Raw genomic sequence first — 19,521 nt, 5'->3', positions numbered from 1 at the left:
TTCTGTTCTGCCGCATTGTTAATAGGGTATCTTATAATTATTTTCTCTTTTTAATATGGAACTTTCCGATATCCGAAAACATGGAGGTGCAAATCAGGCTGAATTTTTTGCAGTAGCTTCAGAATATTTCTTCGAGCGTCCAGACTTACTCAAAAAGAAACATCCAGAGTTATATAAAATGTTGGTTAAATGCTTCAATCAAAATTTAAAAACTTAAAATTTTTGTCTTTTGTGCTCACTAGTGGAGTCATTATTAAATCATATATAGAAAACAAGTTTTTTAAATTCTTTTTAAAATATCTATACTTAAAAATTCAATTATTTTTATCTTAGGGAATTTACTTAATACCAGTGTAGTATAGAAACCGAATTACAAGATATAAATGATTTTTACGATAGACTTGTCCCCTCTAAAGCAGAGGGGTTACTTCTATATATCCTTCATAAAAGAATTGAATTGGATTATATAGGAAATGAATTTGAAGAGATTGATCTTGAACGCGCCATTGGTGAGGCATCAGATTTCTTTCCTGAAGCAAAACCACAAATTGAAAAACTTACACAAAATTTACTTCACTTTTTTTTAGAACATCCACCTAATAAACCTTATAAATATATACTAACACCACACGCAGTAAGGTTTATTCAATTTGTTGGAAAGAAGTTGTTTAATGAACATAAACATTTTCCGCTTCGTAAAACATTTCAAAATTACGGACTTTTTAAAGCTGAAGAAATTAAAGAGATTTTAGAATTTGAATCTTGGTACGAGCATAATTTTAAGAATAGTAGTAAAACAGTTATTGAAGACCATTTAGAGGCTTTTAAAGATCTGGTTAATCAATCTATTATTAGACTTAACACTATCGTTACCAATACAGATAGTCTAGCTTTAGAAAATCTTGATGCTTTCACTACGCTGTTTAGAGATAGTATGGCTAGGTCGGAAGAGATTAAAGAGACCCTTCAACTCAGTGGTAGTTTAAAAGGACAAATAAGAATTGTTGTGGATTATTTTGAAAGTCAAATTTCGCAAGTTTCACACACTAAAATAGAAAAAGAACCTTTAGTCTTAGAAAAATTAAAAGCCGATTATGAAATAGCTCTTAAAATCAAAAATGAAGTATATACTTTTTTTGAAATTATTGAGCAGAAATTAGAGCAGATTATCGAAAGATATATTTATGCTGATAAACAGCTAGCCAATTTTAAAGAGAATTTTAGAACCAGAACACAATTCCAGAGAAATCTACGTAAATTTTTGGAAGCTAGTCTTCAAGCATCTGTTTATGATAGAAAAGACGGTCTTAAGTTTTATAAAAATATTGATTTAAAAAACATTCCAGAAGAGTCGTTTAAATTCTTAAACGTTAAAAAGTATAACAACTTTATAAAGAAAAAAAGTTACGTCCTTACTCAAGAAATAGATCCTGTTTATGCATTACAACAAACACAGAGTGCTAATAGTTTATTATTAAAGCAAGAGGAAATTGCACGTCAACTCAACATACTCAAAATCAACTTATCAAAACATAAGAACACTGACATTACTAAGGAGTTCTACAGATTGTTAGATGAAACCAAAGATGAGGGAGTTGCTTTAAAAGTAATATATGATGTCCTAAAATATGCTAGTAAACATAAGGACTATGACATAAAGATACTTCAACAAATACCTGAGGACTATCAGGATAAAAATATTTTAATATGGCAGATGAACATATGGCAGAAACGCTAAATTATAATTTTATAGATGTTTTTAAGCTAAGAGATGTTCAAAAACATTTTGCAGATTTAAATATCGAACTACTGAAAGGAAAGCACATTCAGGATGATGAACATTATCATCATAGAATTCTATCAAAATACTACATAGAGTTCAAAAAATATTATGATGTTTTCTATCGTCTTGTTTTAGATAAGAAAACATTTGAAGGAGTAACTTATTTCTTCTTAACCTTTAGCGAGGAGTCTAAAGGAATACTTTCAGATCATACCAGACATAGAGATTTAACTGCTATTGAGACAATCGCAGCAATTACCCTGCTTCAAATGTATTATGATAGGTACTTTGAAAATGTAAAAGAAATTTCCTTTTTAAAAGATATCAAATCAAAAATTTTAGGTAGCGAGTTTAGTAGCCTGTACAAATCTGTTTTCTTTAAAAATGGAGCAAGAGATAATTTTACACCAAAGGAGTGGGCCAATGTAACGAAAAATATTAAAAATGTTATTCAAGATTTTGAACAGTTAGGTTGGGTAGATCAACTAACTCAAAAGGGAGAAAACGATTTTTCTTTTGTTATAAAAGAATCTATACATCGCTTTCAGATGATGTATGAGTACGAAATATCAAATTTTGAAGAGTTTGTAAGTAACCTAACAGAAACAGATAATGAATAAACTACCATTAATACATTCCATATCTACTGTAGGGATTATAAAGCACTATAACCAAGACTATCTTATACACGATACACGTACAGATTTTACTGGTCCTAACGGGATAGGTAAATCCCTTTTAGCAGATTTACTACAAATTCTATTTATTGCCGAGCGCAAGAAAATACATTTCGGAACTGATAGTGTAAAAAAAGAACACCGTCAAATTCATACCATTCCTTATAAAACGCCCAATGCTTATTTCTTTCTAAACATAGAAGTTGAGCATAAAATGTATATCACATTTGGTGTAAACATACCCAACTCTAGCTCAAGTCAAATCAAATTATTCAGAATTCTTAACGAACCTTTTGATTCAGAAAAAGATTCAAAAAAAACTAAAAAAGAAAGACAGAGCCTTGGAAGTAGCTTAATACCTGAACAAAAGCTCGTATATCAAGATGATTTTATTACAAAAGGGACAAAACCTTCCATACCTTCTATCGATGTACTTACTAAACATCTAAGAGACGAAAAGGAATTATACCTTGATGTATTTACCAGAAAAGCAGAACGCAATGAGTTATACCAGTTCTTTTTTGATAAAAACATACTTCCTCTTAATCTAAGCCAAGACACACATCTTACCGCTTTCGCGAAAGTTTTACAGGCATTTTCAAAAGCAAACACCCTAGAAACTGATAAAGATGAGAGTCTAAAGAGTTTTTTATTTGAGAACAAGAAAAACGCAATTGAAGCTGAGTACAAACAGAATAAACAAAACTTAGATGATTATGTTGAGCGCTACAAAAATCTAAGCGATTTAATAAGTTCACTTACTGGTAAGAGAGAGTACTTAGAAGTTTTAGAAGAGCTTTCAATAACGCATCAGGAAACAGAAAAAGAATATTTGTTGAATAAATTTTACGTAAATAAATACACCTTCAATCAACAATGTAAGACTTGGGACGATACAAAAACAAAAGTAGATAAGCTTGATGCAGAAATTAAAAAATACAATAAGTCTATTCCAGACTTAGAAGAAAAACAGAAAAAGGCAATTGAAAAATTCAAATCATATTCTGAAGCTCTTAGCAACCTTAACACTTATAAGAATAACTATTCAGATTATCTTAAAACAAAACAAGATTTAAATGATTTAAATGATTGTAAACTGCCCAAAATAGTTCAAAATGGTAATATTGATTTTGATTTTAAGAACTTGACTGTAAAACAAATTATTCAGTCAATTAAGGATGTAACAAATGTAGTTAAGGAATATAAAACTATTGAAGGCGTAGAAGAGCAATATCAAAAGCAAAATGAGAAATTAAACACCCTAAAAAATCAACTCTTAAAAAAGAAAGGTAATCTTGAAAAGTTATCTGAAATATTAGAACTCAAAGATGACACCTCATTTGCATCACAGCTTCTTAATAAGAAGCAGAGTATTTCTCTTGGACAAGAGACCGTACTTCGCTCTTTTCTGTTAGATACTAAATGGAATTTTCCGGAAGAAGTTGTAGATCAAGTAATGTATACCTCTAGTTTAGATATTCTCAACGAGGCGTTTATAGAAGAAGATGAAGAAAACCAAGGATGGTGGTATAGCATAGGAGGCATAAAAAGATTTATAAAATCACTTTCTACAGATCGTTTGTTTGATGACAAAGATGCTTTGTCCAGTGCTTTTAGTATTAAAAAGCAGAATTTAATTACAGAAATTACTAAAATAGATAAGAAACTTAGTAGTATAAAAAAACTGGAACAAGGTCTATTAGATAGTATAGAATCTCTTGATTTAGATTTTAATTGGGATGTAAATATCCCAGACCAAAGAAAAGTTAAAGAGTATAAATCCTCTGTAATAATGATTCAGAATCTAGATAATTTTAAAGCTGATATAAAAGCCTCTATTGCTGATATGAAAGAAAAACTAGATACATTGTCTTTGAAAATTCCTTTCAAATTTTCAAATGAAAATCTAGATGAAGAAATAAACAAATGTAGTGCAGAACAAAGTAAACTCAACACCGGCCAACTTGAGGCAAATGGAGTATTTGAGAGCACAAAAACCCTATTAAATACTAAAACTGAAGAACTAGAAAAGGTTAACTACAATCCTAAAGAGATTGAAGATTTAAAAATTGAAGGACTCAAAAAAATTGAAGCAGAAGAGAAAGCTATATTGATTAAATATCCAAGCTTAAAAAATGCGTTATTAAAAGATGTTACATCTGTAGATAATCTTACTTCTATTCAAGAAAAATTCGCACTGGCAAAAACTGCATATGAGTCCAGCTACAAATCCTCACTAACTAACTATAAAGAACTAAAGGATGATATTGAGGTAAGACAAGAAATTGAAAAAGAAACAGAGACTTTTGAGTATAAAATTCTTGAGAAAAAATTATTAGGTAATGATATTGTTACCACAAAAAATATTGAAAAAGTATTAGGTAGTATTCATCAAGACAGGAATAAACTGGCCTCGGCAATAATAGATACAATGCTAAAGATTTTTCATAAGACTCAGAATGAATATGATAATTATAAATCTGTGGTAGCTAAACTTAATACTTTTTTTAAAGGAGAGTTGATAAGTAAAAAATACTATTTTCAAGTCGTCTTTGATCCAAATGTCAACTTCAAAATTAATTGGATAAATAGCTTGTCTTCTAAAGCTCAAACAGCAGGATTGTTTGAGTCAGAAACAGTTGAAAATTTTGTTGAAGAAGCATTCAAGGATATCTCTGGTTATTCCAAAAACATAGAGTTTTCAGATCTTCTAGACCCAAAGACTTATTTCACGCTCAAAACAGAATTTAAGGATAGCGACGGTAAAGAATATCCTGGTAGTACAGGAGAGAGTTATACAGCTAGAGTTCTCTTGGGCATTGGCAGGTTGTCTATAACATCCAAAGAAAAAAGAGACGGATTACGATTTTTAATACTTGAGGAAGTATCTAATTTAGATGATGACAATTTCAACACCTTCCCTCAAATTGCTCAAAAATATGGTTATCAAATTATAACAATGACACCAGAGCCATTTGGTTCTAATACAGAAGATGGTTGGTATTTGCATCAACTTCTTGAAGGTAAAACAGACAAAAATCGTAATTATCCCATTCCTAATAGTAGCTTTAAAACAAACTATAAAAACGAACAGTTACAGGGGTATTTAAAAAGAAAGGCTACTAAATGAATTGGATAGAAATAAAGGCACTACACAAACTGTATGAGACTGGAGAAGTAAAACTAAATAAGACAATAAGTAAAAGTCCCGTTTTTAAAAATCACGAGACTGCTTTAGAAATTAAGCGTAATAGAAAAACATTTAGTCGAAACCTAGATTTTATAGAGGTATATGAAAATAAGTATCTTGAAGATTATAGCCGTTATGCTACTTTTTTAGATAGTGAAAACCTATTGAAGCCTCAACTTAGGTTTGAGGAAAAAGACATAAAATTATTAATAGACTTTAAAGAAGGTATTAAAGATGGAAGCCTAGAGAAGCTAAAAGCTGATCTTATAAAAGCTCAAGAAAGCGTAAAAGGATTTTCGTTAATGTTTTTTAAAAATGAAAAATATTTAGATAAGCATCCTTCTCTTGTCGACGCCATCAATTCTATTTTTAATATAAAACTTGTAGATAATAAAAGCCAACAGTTCTTGTACGTTTTACAATGCTATGATCCAAAACTTATTATTCTATGTGAGAACGGGAATTTTTTAAACAGAGATAAATTACCAAGAGAAAATGGGTATGAACTGTGGTATGCTGGTGGTAAGAATGTTCCAAAGTTAGAGTATACTTATGAATTAAGAAGAGGATTGCCCATTTATTATTCAGCAGATTGGGATAAAGATGGTTTAGAAATATATCAATTAGTGAAGAATATAATTCCAGATATACAGCTTTTACATCCCGATGGAATTTCTAGAGGTATAAAAGATACAGATCATAAAAGTCATTGGAAGGATTCTGAGAATCCTGATAGTTTATCTGGTTTAAAAAAAGAATTTTATTCAGAAAGAGACATATCTCTCATTAAAGAATTAATACATAAAAATCATTGGATTACGGAAGAAGGAAACAACCTCAAAATAATGATTGAAAATAATAATATACTTGATGGCAATAATTAATAAACTAATAGTTCCCAACCTTCAACTTCTAAAATCACTAAGGACTGACCGTAAAGGTGTTTTAGAAGTAGACACATCACCCAAACATCCTTATACAAACCTAAATTGTAATATATCTTTTATTGATAATATCACCTTAGAGCCAGATCCATACATAACTAAAAAAATGCAAGGAGCAGATTATAAAATAAAAGCTGAAACCGAAATAAAACTAAGTTGTACTGATATTGACTATTACATGTTAGGAAAGCATATTATACCAAAACATATTTCTTTCCCAAATTTTGATGATCCAACGGCGACAAATAGTTCAATCACCAAAAAAGTCATTTCAAATATTCACTCTATTTCTAACAAAAGTAAAACTCATTATAAAAAAAAGAAGTATTACCGACTATTACTTCCAATAAAGGATGCAACCATTTTAATGAGAGATTTCCAACCCAGTTGGTGCATACAGATAGATAATCTTAACAATCCAGACATACTCATCAAATTAAGCATAGACTCACAAGAATATCATTTTTATACCGTCAAAAAGAAAGAAGAAACTTTTCTAGGTATAGATTCTCAGTCCAAAATTAGTTACGATGAATTCACCAGGGTTTGTAATTCTATTTTAATGACTTATGCCTTTTTAAAGGGTAAATACTTTGGTGGAGAAGGGTATATTTTCTCTTATAATTATAATAAGTTTGAAAATCCACTAGGAATAAAAACTATAGATTACGCAAAAAGTAATTTAAAAGGTTTTGAGCTTCATACAGTAAGTCCTCACAAGTATATGAAGTTTCAAGAAATGAAAATTGAAAAAGATAAAAATGGTGTACTTCAAAGAGTTAATCGTAATACCTCTTTAGAATATATGAATGAATTCCCTACGGAGAACTATTCAAACCTCTGCTCTTTGATTAATTCTAATGGACAGGTATTAAGATCTATAATAATATTAATTAATAGTCACTCCAACACCTTAGAATTAAAAGTACCTTCCCTGTTTGTTGCATTGGAAAATATATCGAAAATGTTTGCTGAAAATGACAAAGGAGAATCAACACTTATAGAAGAGACTGAAATAGCAAAAGCACTAAAAAAAATCACCTATAACGCTAAAAAAGAAGTCAACCAATTAAAAAGAGATAATGAGCCTAAAAATCTATCTGAAGCAGATTTAAAAGCATATAAAGCTAACTACGCCCGAATATGTTCAAAATTAGATGGACTTAATCGTGGGACGAACAACAAAAAACTTTCTGAACCTTTTGATAAGTTTAATTATAAACTAAGTCAAGATGAATCCGATGCAGTATTTATTGACCGTAATAAATTTTTACACGGTGACGATTTTTTATCAAATAGCCTAGACTATGAAGCTGAGTTCAAAGGGTTATTTCATATCAGTATGATTGTGCATAAGCTTACTGCGATTTTACTTTTAAAAGCCTCTGGATTCTCTGGTCATATTGTTAATCTACCTAAAGTATATTCTTATATCAGTGAGAAAAAAGTTAAAGGTAAAGGCCTTGTTAAAATATGATGACACCTTCAGAAAAGTATATAGCACATTTATGCAGAATATCTTTCTTGCCGTTTTGGAGCTTTCCAAACCCAATCGGGAAAAACGGAAAAGAACTTTGCGATTTACTTGTAGTATGTGCTAATACGGTCATTATTATATCTGTAAAAGACATCAAGTTTTCAGAACATAAAAATCAAGAAATACAGCAAAAGCGTTGGTCGAAGAAAGCAATCGAAAGCTCCATAAATCAGATAAAAGGAGCTGAACGACACTTAAATTCTGTAGATTGTATTCTTCTAAAAGATAGAAAGACATCTATTCAACTGCCAAAAAAAGATCAAAGGGTAATTTATAGAATAGCCATTGCTTTTGGTAGTGATAAAGATTACCAAATTCCTATTGGAAATTATCAAGAGGAGTTTGTACATATTTTTGATGAGAAATCTACTGCAACTATACTTTCTGAGTTGGACACAATTACCGATTTCACAAACTATCTATTTGCAAAAGAAAAATTTCTTGAAAATTGTAATTTACTTGTTGCTTGTGAGGTTGATTTTCTGGCAATTTATATAGAAACAACTTTAGAGTTTGATCAACCTGTTGATGTTTTAACTTGTCCTGATGATTTGTGGGTAAGTTATCTTACATCACAAGAGTATTATAATTGGCGAGAAACTATTAAGCCGAGTTTTATATGGGATTATATGATAAATCATCTTTTCAATTACCACATAACAGACTCTACTAGTCAAGAAAGAAGAGATAATATGGAGTTTGCGGTTAGATTGATTAATCAAGAAAATAGGATGAATAGAATAGAATTAGGAATATGTTTAGACGATGCAATTAATAAAAAGTCTAATGCTAGGATGTTACTACCCCAAGAAAATGCTAACCATCTATACGTATTCATTCCATTAACTCAAGATAATTGGGACGGAAAAGAACAAGAGCTTGAGTTAAGGTGCATTGTAGCCCGAAAATTAAACCCGTCTATTCATAATGTAATTGGTATAGCGATTGGTTCAAATACTAAAGGAGAAAGTGTTTTTGATATATGCCATCATTACATTCCAAATCTTACAGATGAGTTTTTAAAAAACGCCACTAAAATTCAAGAGGAATTCGGATATTTTCAAAATCCTAAAATGTCTAATAGCTCAGAGTTCAGAGATAATCCATTTGAGGCCTTTGGTTTCAAGCCCTAAAGTTAATTTTATGAACCTATAAACTCTTTGTGCTTTCTTACCTAAGGACTAGAGAATTAATTAAAATCGTAAATAGTATAAATCAAAGATTTTAAAAATATAGGGTAAATATTAATGGATTTCTTCAATTCAGGCTTTTTATTAGTCAAACATATTTATTTATTGATGTCCTTATATGAATAGAAATGTATATAAATACAAGTGCCTAATAATTTTAAAGATTTCTTCAGTTTAATAATTTAGTGCATTAAAATTCTTCTTTGTAATTCTATACCTATTGGGTTTTGATTTGCTACTAAAAATAAAATTATTTGCTTAAATCCATTTAATGTTAAAACATTATTGATTATTCTATCTCTATGATTTTCCCATAAAAAACTAGTAGTTTGTGCTAAAGCGTCCTCATGTTCAAAATCTACTCTGACAAAACCGTCTGGAGTACCTATTTTATCTAATATTTTTCTAAAATTCAGATACTTATTAATTATATCAATCCCTTCTTTAAGAGTATATAAACCCGGTTTTGTTTTTAAAACAAGTAATACTTTATAAATAATATCTTGGTCATTAGCTTTTTTGTTCATTAGTTTAATATCTTCTAAAATCACCTTTTTGAAGAAGTCTATATAGTCATCATTATCCCATAACTTAATCATTGAACTAGACACTCCCATCAAAGATTCCCAAATTTCATTTTCCCTATAATGCCTTTTATAATTCCAAGTTTTGCATTCACTAGCATAGGCAATCATTTTTTTCCACTCTTTGAAGAAGCCGCTATGGTACTCTTTGTTTTCAATATTATTTAAAAAATAATGTAAGCAAAATATATCTACCCAATGACTTGCTAAATGGCCATATTGTAGTATTTGCTCCCAAAAGAAATCTGTCTTTATATTATCTGTGGGTTTAATTTGTGATACTAATTTGGGTATTTTTTGCAACGCCCATATATGGAATTGATTCGGATAGTCTTCTTGTTGTTTACTATTCTCATTTATATTTCCAAGTTCAAATACTATCTGCTCAGTTATCTGCTTCCAAAGGTTCAAAAGATAATTCCGCTCTTTATCATCTACTATTTCAATTTCAGGAATTGAGCTAAAAGCATGCTGTAATATTTCTAAATCTATTCCTGGCTTGTTGCCAATGGTAAAATCGGAGTCATGACGCCAGTTTCTTTGTTTAATTTTAGGCTCAACTGTTCGTAATTTAGACCAGTCAATTAGAGTGCTATTTATTTTATTATCTACAAAATCACTTAACAGTTTCTCACGATGCTCATCTAATGTTAAATCATTATGCGTTATCTTTAAATCTTCTTGATTAGCAATGGAATTATAATTTTGGGTCTGTTTATAATCTTTATAGAGAATTGAGCTCCAGATTATTACTAGATTTTGGATTTGTATAAAGCTTTTATCAGACCACTTAAGATATTTAGAAAGTGAAACGAATAATATTTTTATGGTGTCATAACTTGCTTTAGTAAGAAGTAGTGCTATTTGCTTTTTTAAGCTCTTATTATTTAAATCTGTAGGCCACAACATTGCTAAAATGTTTGCAGTAAACTGTGACCAAGAGTGTCCCATACCTATTTGAGACATATCGTGCCTATCCATTGAATAATCAAGTAAAACTTTATCAACATATTCTATTATCCATTCTAAAATGTCTGGGTATTTATCTATCCAAACATTTTTATTGAGTATAAGTAAAGCACCTCCTCCTAGTACAGATTGATGCTTCCCTGATAAATGAGAATAAGGATATTCATCATTCAAATTAGCATATGTTTGAATTTTGTTCCATAATTTTTCACAACCCTCTATCGAATACTTTTTTTCTTGTTCTACTTCTTGAAAACACTGATAAGGAAAAATAAAGGAATCATTACTCTCGGTTAATTGCTCTCTAGCATCCTTATATTTAATGGTTAAATTTTCGGGTTCTTTGTATTGATAGTAAAAACGGCCTTCATTTTCTATGGGATCATAGTTGTCATAATTATAAAAGGAAATTAATTTATTTAGATAAACATTTTCATAGCCTTCAGATTCAATATTACTCAATGTTTTTTTCCATGAATCAGTTACTGAACTATAATATTCTCTTAAATCTTGATTATTTAAGAATAAGGAAAGAGATACACTTTGAATCGAGGTTTTTCTATGGGGCATGTCATGCCATTCTTTTGCCAAATCCCATGTTTTCTTGCCAAAAAAATTAGAACCAATCATTTGATGGCCTTCAATATTATGTGCACCATAATCTAAAGATTTTTCCCATTCATAAAAATTATAAACTTGTAGCATGGGTTTCAATTCATTTAGAAATAATTTGTGTGAATATTTCCCAATGGAATTTAAAACGCCAAAATATGCAACAGAATTACCATTTTTTAAAATAATCTCAACGTATTCAGCAATTGATTTTTCAGAATGAACCTTATCAAGTAAAAACTTTTCTAGAGCCATTAATGTACTTACAATACTATGAGGAGCGCCAGTAGCGTCTCTAAACCAAAAATAGACTCTCTCATCACCTATAAAGTCTAAAGTTTTATCATCATGTTTAAAAGACAATTTTGGTATTTTCAATTCTTTATGCTTGAAAGAATTAGTCCATTGATTAGTAGCAAAATTTACTAAAGAAACAATAAATTCAATCCCAGTTTTTGGTTGATGGTTTAAGAAATATAAAAAAGGACCTCTAGTATAAAAAGGAGGAAACCAATTATGAGGCTCATTTATATCGAGATCATAGTGGTTGTCATAACCAAAAGAAATCTCTTTTGGAGCTTCAATAAATAGAGCAAGTAATATCTCTTTCGCTTTCTCTGGAAAAATATCGATAATTGGATTTAATGCATTTTCATCAATACAGATTTTTTCAAAAGCATCATCCACTCGTTCATATGGACCATCGGGCCATTGTATCTTGTCTCTAATCTTTGCATGTCTAAAAACGGACTTTACTTGCTTGTTTGGATTAGAATTTTCATCATGTTTTTTTTCAGATTTTTCAACCTGAATACGTTTACTTAATTTCAATGCCAACTCAATAACTTCATTTGGAAATTCATTAATTCCCATTAAAAAGGCTTTGTAGATATTTTGATCAACTTCACCCTTCACAAAACCACGATTATGTTTAAACTCAAACATCCATTCTGCATTGGCTAGGGCTATTTCCGAACATTCACTCCTATATAAAAAATTCAATGGCGTATATTCTAACCACATCTTAGTTATTGTGGCGGTCTTTGCTCTTGATATATTTATGATTTTATTTTTTTTTGAGTGGATAAAGTTTAATATATCTCCCCAATATGAATAGTTGGGTACTCTATTATAGGTAGATGCTTCAGCAACACTATATCCACCAATTTCTTCAGCTAGTTTTAATACATTCTTATTAGGCAGGGTCGCCTTTAGCAAAAATTGGTCTAGAAAACGATTAAAAAGTTCTCCATCATTTTGATGAAACACATCCCATAGAGCTGTTAAATGTGAATATGAATCAGCAGAAAATATAATTGATTCAAGAAGTAAATCTTGGATTATTTTTTCATTCGGTTCTGAAGCTACAAGGGAATTAAATAACTTTATCCATTCAGAAGCATCATTATTATTTTCAAGAAGATATATCCCATATAATCTAATGGCTTTACACCAAAGTGGTGAGAATAAATCTTTTGACAGCAGAAATGGTTTTAAGTTTCTACTATTTGCACGTATTAATTTATATCTTGCCCAATCGCCAAATAAATCGTGTGTTAAATAAAGCCTATCTTCAATCTCAATAAAAACTTTGTTTTCTTTTAATTTATCGAGTGGAGATATCTCGGAAATGCTAAAATCTGAAACAGGTATACTCACAGAAAGTTTTTGGGCTTGTTTTTCAGAAAAATCTTGAATGAATCTTGAACTCGAAGCGCCTATAGAGTCAATCTCTTTTTTCCAAATCCAATCGATAATAGTAGATTCTCCAATAAAATCAGCCTTTGATATATTTGCCGTTGTAGAGAGGTTATAAGCTAATAGATCTAAATATTTTAGATTATTTAAAATAGGTGCTAAATGATTATGTTTAAATAATTCTGATAAAACAGGAAAATGGGTTTTTAACTGAGAAACATAATTAGATACATTCGTTTTTAGTTCAAAGTCGACTATGTTTAAAGTTATATTTATCCTGTAAAGCCTTTCTAGAACATTCTCATAATCCTCTATTTGACAGGTAAAGATTATTTTCCACGAAGAAGAAGGATGACTGGCGACTGAAAGAATGGGGAAAATCAAATTTAGTTCTGCCTCTTTAAAAAATCTATCAATGCCATCAATAAATAAATAACAATTAGACTGTTGCACTTTATTGAAGATATCAGTTAAGTTATGTTGTACTCCAAAATGGTTTTCCAGCTTATTATTTTGAATGCTTTGAGCGTCGACCCAAACAAATTTATCGTTTGGATTTAGCTTTTCTTGAATATATTTTTTGACTAAAACAGATTTTCCATAACCAGATTTTCCAAGAATAAACACGGCTTTATTTTTTTGTATTAACCCTTGTATCTCTTCCAATTCATTCAAAGTTGAAAAACTAACTTTATTTCCAATTTTGTCTGGTATAGAGTCAATTTTCAACCTACTAGTTTCAAGTATTTTATTCCAATCATTATTATGATTAGTAAAGCCCCTCAATTGAAAATGATTTTTAAGCTTTTTAATTAATTTTTGGTAATCTATAAAGCCAGACAATGGTGCAAGCTCTCCTCTTATAGAACATATATTCTTGTACAATTGGTGCTCTGTACTGCCACTTGTCTCTAGTAAACAATTCTTGCAGACCTCAATAATCTGGTTTTCATCATTAGAAATTGCATTTTCAAAATCAAATTCAACTAATATAATCCTACTTAAAATTTTTACAGTTTCACTTTCATCTATATTATGGGCTTTAGCAATATTAACAGGACAGTAGAACCCCTTATATAATTTCTTTAAATCTTTAGAGAAAGCTTTATCATCTTGATTAATTCTCTGATGTAATAATTTAGCATCATTCTCTTTAGAAAATTTTATTAAGCTATTTAACTCTTTTGAGATTTTTGGGTGTAATTTGGAATTGATGATACATAAGTAATCTTTAGATGCATCAAATACATCAGAGGCAATGTTTAAGTACTCATTCCAAATGTCACCTAGCAATTCACTGTTAGGGCCTTTACTATTTATTTGAACATTACTTTTACTAGATATTGGAATTTTTATTTCTATATCATTGCTGACTTCTGTTGTCAATAGTAGATCCTCTAGTAACCATCCATCTCCTCGAACTTGATAATCGATTCTTTTAATTTTTCCTATTTCTGGCGTAAATGGTTTTATGTCTGCCAAGAAATGCGATAAAAACCATGCTGACACCTTATCTTCAAAAACGAAACCACCACCTCCTGTTTGCTTGGAAGTTGCAATCTCTCTAATGCCTGAAGTTTGTTTTTTTTTTGCCATACCAAAAAAGTAGTTTTTAGTATTAACAAAGATAGCTGTAATAGAAAAAAATAGTTCTATTACAATGGTATAATATCATTTAATTCGTTATAATTCACTCATTAGATATATTGATAATTATCATTATACTAGCAATCATATATTGATATTTTTTTTGTTTTATGTGGAGTATTCTTTTATCTAAAGCTTAAAAATTTGTGACACAAGACTGAAAATCGCAAAAAGTTATTCAAGGGTTAACATGAATAATATAATTTTACGTATCTATCACTTTGATGGAATGATGACTTTTTTAGGTTTAATTTCTATTTTACTCATTTATTGCTTTTAATATATATACTCCTTAAGGAATAATAGAAATACTTTATATAGCTTTGTTTTCGATGATAATCTGTACGTACAGCATTGTTGTTTTTAAACTTAAAATTTAAACACAGAACCAATGAAAAACAGATTGAATACAGAGGAGGTTTACGTCAAAATCCCTGTAACAGTTATCTTCGATGTTGTAAAATTAGTAGTAATCAGTTACTTTATAATTTATAACACGACAAAAATTAAGTAATAAGGTCTGCGCCTTTTTTTGAAACCGCCCTGCTTCTGTAAGTAGGGTTTTTTGTATAATATTATTAAATACCATAAGCTTTTCTTTTAATTTGTTACTGTCTTTTGTTTACCAGTACACTTACTCCTTTTTGTTTTTTTTTCTTGCTTTACCACCAAAATAAATTTCATCCATTTCAATCACTCCTCCAAACTTTGCATCTTTCACCAATATTTCTATTCTGATACGCATAACAAAATAATATTAAGTTTTGTAGCTTCCGTCTACGATGTATTTCTTTATTTGAAATATTCGATTTTGCTTCTAAAAGTTTCATTACTTATCTATTGATTTTCGAAATAAAAGATGTATTTTAGTACTTCCAAACCGCATACAAAACCGCATACGGTTAAGTCGATTTGGATAATTCACATAAATAATAACATGCTGTTTTTCAGTGATTTAATATATAGTGGAGTAGGGCAATAAGTGGCTCGTCGGACTCATAACCCGAAGGTCACTGGTTCGAGTCCAGTTCCCGCTACTAGGAATAACAAGGGTTTCAAGAGATTGATACCCTTTTTTTATTTCTATGGGTACAGAATAGGTACAGAATAATGCTTTTTTCGTGTTTACCATAAGAATTGATGTTAATTAATGTCTTTTCATGATAAAAACTATGGATTTTGAATCAAGATTTTTGTTTTAATGCTTTTTTTAAACAAACTACTAATTGCTGTTGGTTATAAATGTATGTCATGAAGCAGGCATGTTCGAGTTTATAACTTTTATGATTAAAGTATGTCTATCTGTCAAAACCAAGTAGGCTGCTAAGTGCAATTGCATTAGCAGATTAACCGCTAGCACTTTTTTAAGTTATACAAAGTGATGAAGTATATTAATTTAGCAAATCAAGAAGAAACAAGATAGAAGGGTCTATTAAACTTCTATTTCCATCCAAACTTGCCTAGAGTATTCTTAAAGATCATATTTTACATAATACTACATTATAGCTATCAAATGTACTTCTCTCATAAAATACCAATGATAACATTTGTACTATAATTGTTCTTATGTATAATGTGATTAATGTAATATGTCCTCAGTTAATAAGCAACATGTTTCAATACCTTGGGGTCTTTCCGTCTTATGCACGTTTTAAATTTTTATATATTACTAAAACTAGACTTAAAGCAAAACTTAAGTTTTGTGTTTATTTATGTTGAATAAATATCTTCTTTTGTAATACCTAGCTTTTTGATTTTTGAATTTAATGTTGATGCCGGTATTTTCAAGATTTCAGATGCGCCACCACCTCCATAAACTTTACCTTTACATAATTTTAAAACAGATAAAATATAATCACGTTCCATATCTTGTCTCGTCCTAAAATACGTCTACAGGTTATTGATTAAAATTAAGCTGCATTTTGGTGCACGTTATTAGGTATTTTATAGTCTAAAGATAAATGTAATCTTTTAGAGTTGTATAATTTGATTGCATTTTTGGTTGCTCTTTTTGCCTCTTGCACACTAGCAAAGGTCTGGTCGAGATAAAATTCATCTTTTAGTATTCCATTTACACGTTCTGCGAGAGCGTTTTCATAACAATGATTTTCCTCTGTCATACTGATTTCTATCTTCTTTCTCTTGAGTTCTTTGGTGTATACATTACTGCAATACTGTATTCCTCTGTCTGAGTGGTGTGTCAGGTTCCTCAGTCCTGTATTATGATACAATGCCTTTTTAAGAGCCCTTACACAGCCTGTTAGTTCTAAGCTATCACTTAGGTCATATCCTACGATTTTACGCGAGTACATATCGGTTAATAGCGCTAAGTAACAACATCCTTTTATGGTTCTGATGTATGTTATGTCTGCTGCCCAGACTTGGTTTGGTCTATTTATTTCTACTTCTTTAATACTGTTTTTATATTTGTAAAACCTATGATGTGAATTGGTTGTTCTGGAGGAATATTTCTTTCTCCGTATTAATAGGTCATTATCTCTAAGGATACATAATAACTGGTCTCTACCTATTTTGATATTGTGTTTCTCAAAGTCCATTTTTAGTGAGTGCATCAACTTTCGAGCGCCTTCTCTGGGTAATGTCCTTCTTCTTTTGTGAACGATTTCCAATACCTGATTTTCAATTTTTATTCGCTTGACAAATCGTTTTTTGTATTTATAAAATGCATCACGAGTCAAGTCATATCCCTTGCAAATAGTGAAGATGCTAAAGGGTATTTCTTTTGGGTTATTGTCTATAGTTTCCATTAGTGCTAGATGTTTAGTTTTTTTTTAAGTTCTAAAACATCTTTATAGCCTAATTTATTAGCCGCTACTTTGAGATAACTATCATCAATAAGTTTATCTAGGTCTTTCTTTATGAGAAGTTCCTTTAGCTGTTTGAGCTCCTTTTGCAGGGCTTTTATTCGGGTAAGTTCATCGTCTGTTTGCACGAGTACGCGGGTGTTCATTAAATCTTTACGATTGTACTTTTTAATCCATTCGTTAATAGTGCTTGGCTGTATGCCATAGAGCAGTCCTATTTGTCTTTTAGAGTGGTTTCCCTTGGAAAGTTCGTCAAGGACTTTGAGTTTAAAGCTTTCGCTATAGCGTCTTACATATCCATCATTTTTACACATATACTTGTTGTTTAGTGTATACATATTTCAGGACGGGTCAAGCTTGTGTACAACGGTCTCGTATAAGAATAGTTGCGGGTTTACGTGCGAGGATTTTCCGAAGGAAAATCAGACGTAGTAAAATTGCAACTACCTTTGGTTAAGCCCAAAATTGAGCAATTATTTTTATACATTGTTGTACCCAGTTTTTATTTCAATACTTTATTAAACCAAAATGGTCTAATAGTTTTTATTTTACTCGTTTCTTTTCCATTCTGTTTTGTGAATTTTATATAAAACTTCTTTCCTTTTTCGTTTTCAAACTTTACAACAAGCTTTATATTTTCTAAAACTTCTGGTTTTAGCGCATTCTGTGGTTCTGGAATTTTTAAACCAGGAATAATGTATTTAATTCCATTTTCCACTCGACTTTGGATTAAAACGTCTGCATCAACTTCAATCTGTTTTTTTATCTCAAACTGCATTAAGTTATTACTCGAAAGGTGATTATTTTCTTTAAAAACGTATTTTAATTCCGCTACATTATTGATAATTATATCTTCAGCTTCTAATTCAAAAAGTTTGATATTATAAGCATCGAATTTTGAGTTATTTTTTAATTCAGCTTCATAGCGCCAAGTTAATATATGACCAACCTCAAGTCCGAGTAATTTTTGACCGTAAAGTGGATTGCTAAGTTTTAAAAATAATTTTGGTCTGATTCCGTAATATTTATCATAATAACTTTTTAAAATCCATCCAAGTACAAGTAAAAAAACAGGTAGAAATATCCGAAAAATAATTGGGTCTTGTAGGAAATCAGAAATCCATTTTCCAATATCACTTAAATTCAAATTTTGTTGTTTATCGGTCATTTCTTAAATTGGGTACAACGGTTACGTATATGGAAAGTTGCGTGTTTGTGTGCGAGGATTTTCCGAAGGAAAATCAGAAGCAAGCAAACGAGCAACTAACATTGGTTTAGGTAAAACTAGCAATTTTTTATATACAATGTTGTGCTTAGTTTTTTTTATTCTACTATTTTTGTTTTCTTTTTTTGGACAATAATAACTTTTTTGTCATTTGCGCCAATGTCAATATATCTACCGTTTTTTGCTTTTAATATTGTGTCGAATTCCAAAGTCCGATTGAATTTTAATCCGAGTTCTTTGTCAATTATTTCGGTCGTTTTATAAGTTCCAGATACTCTAAACTCAGTTCCATTTACATAAATCACTGAGTATTTAGAAATTCCTAATTCAGGAATCATATCAATTTTATGGTTCTGAAGTAGGATTGAGTCATTCACATTTACATTCAGAGTATCATTTTCAAAGATTGAGTAAAATGTGATTGCTGATTGTCCTTTTTTTAAATCCTTGTACGAACTACAAGAAATAAAAATTGTCAAAACAGGTAAAATGATTAAAATTCCTATATTTATTTTGGTTTTTCGCAATTTGTTTAAATTAAGCACAACGGTAAATGTATGGAAAGTTGCGAGGTTTGTGTGCGAGGATTTTCCGCAGGAAAATCAGAAGCTAACAAACAGAGCAACAACCATTGGTTTAG

At 30.2% G+C, this 19,521-nt stretch carries 12 protein-coding genes, 1 tRNA gene and 1 pseudogene; 8 read left to right on the top strand and 6 right to left on the bottom strand.

The window, feature by feature from the left end:
• Positions 1–64 precede the first annotated feature (64 nt).
• From BT151_RS16565 to BT151_RS18515, 7 genes and pseudogenes are all read left to right on the top strand, one after another.
• Positions 65–217 (top strand): annotated as a pseudogene (locus BT151_RS16565) (zinc-dependent peptidase); the annotation flags it as partial.
• A gap of 240 nt (positions 218–457) precedes the next feature.
• The gene (locus tag BT151_RS16560; RefSeq protein ID WP_072403486.1) at positions 458–1,738 is read left to right on the top strand and encodes a hypothetical protein; all 1,281 of its coding nucleotides are present in this window, start codon (positions 458–460) and stop codon (positions 1,736–1,738) included.
• Entirely contained in the window at positions 1,708–2,403 is a 696-nt protein-coding gene (locus BT151_RS16555) for a condensin complex protein MksE (protein WP_072403485.1), read from the top strand. The genes BT151_RS16560 and BT151_RS16555 overlap by 31 nt, the downstream gene beginning before the upstream one ends.
• Entirely contained in the window at positions 2,396–5,590 is a 3,195-nt protein-coding gene (locus BT151_RS16550; RefSeq protein WP_072403484.1) for a hypothetical protein, read from the top strand. Before BT151_RS16555 ends, BT151_RS16550 begins: the two co-directional genes overlap by 8 nt.
• A complete protein-coding gene (locus BT151_RS16545; RefSeq protein WP_072403483.1) occupies positions 5,587–6,534 on the top strand; it encodes a hypothetical protein in 948 nt (315 codons plus the stop codon). The genes BT151_RS16550 and BT151_RS16545 overlap by 4 nt, the downstream gene beginning before the upstream one ends.
• Entirely contained in the window at positions 6,521–8,071 is a 1,551-nt protein-coding gene (locus BT151_RS16540; RefSeq protein ID WP_143144332.1) for a hypothetical protein, read from the top strand. Before BT151_RS16545 ends, BT151_RS16540 begins: the two co-directional genes overlap by 14 nt.
• Positions 8,068–9,264 carry an NERD domain-containing protein gene (locus tag BT151_RS18515; protein ID WP_072403481.1) on the top strand — a complete coding sequence of 399 codons (1,197 nt, stop codon included), beginning with the start codon at positions 8,068–8,070 and terminating at the stop codon, positions 9,262–9,264. Before BT151_RS16540 ends, BT151_RS18515 begins: the two co-directional genes overlap by 4 nt.
• A 239-nt stretch (positions 9,265–9,503) precedes the next feature.
• Here the strand turns inward: BT151_RS18515 and BT151_RS16530 are convergent, their stop codons facing one another.
• Positions 9,504–14,780 (bottom strand): AAA family ATPase, encoded by a 5,277-nt coding sequence (locus BT151_RS16530; protein ID WP_072403480.1) that lies wholly within the window; start codon positions 14,778–14,780, stop codon positions 9,504–9,506.
• Positions 14,781–15,795: 1,015 nt separating this feature from the next.
• Between BT151_RS16530 and BT151_RS16525 the strand changes: the two genes are divergently transcribed.
• Positions 15,796–15,868: transfer RNA gene (locus BT151_RS16525), tRNA-Met, on the top strand.
• Positions 15,869–16,541: 673 nt separating this feature from the next.
• On the opposite strand, the gene BT151_RS18650 is transcribed toward BT151_RS16525, so the two are convergent.
• From BT151_RS18650 to BT151_RS18645, 5 genes are all read right to left on the bottom strand, one after another.
• On the bottom strand, positions 16,542–16,697 hold the full coding sequence (locus BT151_RS18650) for a hypothetical protein (RefSeq protein ID WP_171946652.1): 156 nt from the start codon (positions 16,695–16,697) through the stop codon (positions 16,542–16,544).
• Between the two features lie 44 nt (positions 16,698–16,741).
• Positions 16,742–17,599: an IS3 family transposase gene (locus BT151_RS16520; protein ID WP_072403479.1), complete on the bottom strand. Its 858-nt coding sequence runs from the start codon at positions 17,597–17,599 to the stop codon at positions 16,742–16,744.
• A 5-nt stretch (positions 17,600–17,604) separates the two neighbouring features.
• Positions 17,605–17,970 carry a transposase gene (locus BT151_RS16515; protein WP_072403629.1) on the bottom strand — a complete coding sequence of 122 codons (366 nt, stop codon included), beginning with the start codon at positions 17,968–17,970 and terminating at the stop codon, positions 17,605–17,607.
• A 188-nt stretch (positions 17,971–18,158) separates the two neighbouring features.
• The gene (locus tag BT151_RS16510; RefSeq protein ID WP_072403478.1) at positions 18,159–18,824 is read right to left on the bottom strand and encodes a hypothetical protein; all 666 of its coding nucleotides are present in this window, start codon (positions 18,822–18,824) and stop codon (positions 18,159–18,161) included.
• A gap of 155 nt (positions 18,825–18,979) precedes the next feature.
• Positions 18,980–19,408 carry a hypothetical protein gene (locus tag BT151_RS18645; RefSeq protein WP_072403477.1) on the bottom strand — a complete coding sequence of 143 codons (429 nt, stop codon included), beginning with the start codon at positions 19,406–19,408 and terminating at the stop codon, positions 18,980–18,982.
• Between the last annotated feature and the right edge of the window lie 113 nt (positions 19,409–19,521).

This window comes from Flaviramulus basaltis, from assembly GCF_900114265.1.
Lineage (GTDB): Bacteria > Bacteroidota > Bacteroidia > Flavobacteriales > Flavobacteriaceae > Flaviramulus > Flaviramulus basaltis.
Note: the sequence above shows the minus strand (reverse complement) of the source record. Positions and strands in the feature narration are given on the sequence as shown.